At 72.4% G+C, this 2,791-nt stretch carries 2 pseudogenes; both read left to right on the top strand.

The features are described 5' to 3' along the window. Positions 1-2,540: pseudogene (locus tag AA75_RS15345) on the top strand (hypothetical protein); the annotation flags it as partial. A 29-nt stretch (positions 2,541-2,569) separates the two neighbouring features. Next, positions 2,570-2,791, top strand: a pseudogene (locus AA75_RS15340) (2-nitropropane dioxygenase); the annotation flags it as partial.

The raw sequence follows: 2,791 nt of genomic DNA, 5'->3' as shown, positions 1-2,791 counted from the left end.
AGGGGCCGCCCGCGCAGAGCGCCGGCCTGCCGCCCGCCCCGGCGCCGGAGGCGGTCGGGTTCACCCCGCGGGCGGAACTCCCGCCCGCCCAGGCGCCGGCGCCCACGCCGGTGCCCGTGCCCGCGCCCGAGCCCGCCCCGGCCAAGGCCGAGGGGGTGATCTGGGACGAGGCCGACCTGCTGGAGTTCGCCACCGGCTCGCTGGCCGCGGTCTTCGGCCCGGCCTTCGCCGAGATCGACGGCTACGGCAAGCGGGTGCGGCTGCCCGCGCCGCCGTACCACTTCGTCACCCGGGTCACCGACCTGCGGGCGGAGACCGGCGTCTACCGGCCGTCCTTCATCCGCACCGAGTACGACGTGCCCGAGGACGCCTGGTACACCGTCGACGACGGGGTGCCGCCGGCGGTCGCGATCGAGGCCGGCCAGTGCGACCTGCTGCTGATCAGCTACCTCGGCATCGACTTCCGCAACAAGGGCGAGCGGGTCTACCGGCTGCTGGACTCCACCCTGGTGTTCCACGGCGACCTGCCGCGGGCCGGGCAGACCCTGCGCTACGACATCTCGATCAACCGCTTCGTCACCCAGGGCGACACCACCCTCTTCTTCTTCAGCTACCTCTGCTACGCCGACGGCGAGCTGATCCTGGAGCTGAAGGACGCCTCGGCCGGGTTCTTCAGCCAGGCCGAGCTGGACACCCCGCTCGGGGTGGTGATCACCGAGAAGGAGAAGGCCGCCCGGGCGGCGCTCACCAGGACCTGGTTCAAGCCGCTGGCCCGGACCGCGAAGAACCATCTGGACGCCGCCGACCTGGAACTGCTCGCGCAGGGCCGTCCCCGCGAGGTGTTCGGCCCCGAGCACGCCCAGGACGAGGGCCTCAACCCGGCGCTGCGGCTGCCGGACGCCCGGCTGCGGATGATCGACGGGCTGCGGATCGACCGCACCGGCGGCCCGCGCGGCCTCGGCGCGCTCACCGCGCACAAGCAACTCCAGCCGGACGCCTGGTACTTCGAGTGCCACTTCCCGGACGACCCGGTACTGGCCGGCTCGATGGTCGCCGAGGGCGCGGTGCAGGCGCTGCAGGCGTACCTGCTGCACCAGGGCATGCACCTGGTGCTGCCGGACGCCCGCTTCCAGACCATCATCGGCCTGCAGACCGAGGTCCAGGTCCGCGGCCAGATCACCCCCGCGCACCGGGAGATCCGGTACGAGATCGAGGTGATGGAGCTGACCATGCTCCCGCGCCCCTCGGTGGTCGCGGACATCCTGGTGTACCTGGGCGACAAGCCGGTGATCCGGATGCGCAACTTCGGCATCCAGATCCGGGAGAAGGACGGTACCCCGTACCGTCCCGAACCCGGCGGCGTGCCCGCCTTCCTGGGGCGGCGCAACCGCTCCGGCGAGCCCGCGATGATCAACGAGCTGCACCTGGCGCACGCCGCCAAGGGCGACCTGGGCACCGCGATGGGGCCGGAGTTCGACGTCTACGCCGACCACCGGGCGCCCTACATCCCCAACGGGGACTTCCAGTTCGTCGACCGGATCATGTCGCTGAAGGGCACCCGCGGCGAGCTCGGCCCCGGCTCGGAGATGGTCACCGAGTACGACTCCCCGGACGACGCCTGGTACTACACCCACAACTCCCACCCGCACGTGCCCAACGCGGTGCTGATGGAGACCTCGCTGCAGGCCGCCATCCTGCTCGGCTACTACCTCGGCGCCACCCTCAAGCAGCCGCAGACCGAGTACGCGATCCGCAACCTCGACGGCCGGGCCACCCTGGTCAAGGACGTCGACCTGCGCGGCAAGACCATCCGCCACCACTCCAAGCTGCTGATGACCAGCGCCGTCCAGGGCGCCGTGCTGCAGAACTTCAGCTACGAACTCTCCGCCGACGGCGAGGTGTTCTACACCGGCGAGTCGCTGTTCGGCTACTTCAGCGAGGCGGCGCTGGCCAACCAGGCGGGCCTGGACGCAGGGAAGTACGTCGCCCCCTGGATCGACCAGGAGCAGCCCGCCGCCGACCGCGTCCGCCGGATCGAACTCGGCGGCGGCGCGGCCGCGTTCACCGACCCGGCGGGCGGCCGGCTGCACCTGCCGGGCGGCCACTTCGACCTGGTCGACCGGGTCGACCTGGTCGCCGACGGCGGCCGGCACGGTCTCGGCTACCTGCACGGCCACCGCGAGGTCCGCCCCGACGAGTGGTACTTCGACTGCCACTTCCACCGCGACCCGGTGATGCCCGGCTCGCTCGGCGTCGAGGCGGTGCTGCAGGCGCTGCGGCTGTTCGTGCTGGAGCAGGGCCTGGCCGAGGGGATCGAGCGCCCGCGCTTCGCGCTCGCCACCGACGTGGAGACGGCCTGGAAGTACCGCGGCCAGATCCTGCGGCACGACCGGGAACTGCGCTTCGACGTGCACGTGCGCGAGGTCCGCCGGGAGGCCGGCCGGGTCGTCGTGATCGCCGACGCCGACCTGTGGAAGCCGGGCCTGCGCATCTACGAGCTCACCGGTGTCGCGATCGAGGTCGTTGCGGAAACCGCCTGACCACCCCTGTCCGAGGAGAGCGAACCGACATGAACCACCCGCAGACACCACTGCTCTGGCAGGGGGAGCAGTACCCCAGTACCGACCCGGCCGGCGTCTACCAGGTGCTGGCCGAGCTGGAACGGCCCTGTTTCGTGGTCCGCACCCCGCGCGGCATCGGCGCCGCAGGCGAGGGCCGCCCGGCCGCGGCCGGCGCCGGGGACGGCCTGCCGCTGCTGGCGGCGGTCGCCGCGCTGCCGCCGCAGCGGCTC

Source organism: Kitasatospora sp. MBT63 (assembly GCF_000710465.2).
In the GTDB taxonomy this organism is placed as follows: Bacteria; Actinomycetota; Actinomycetes; order Streptomycetales; family Streptomycetaceae; genus Kitasatospora.
This window is presented reverse-complemented; position numbering and strand designations above follow the sequence as displayed.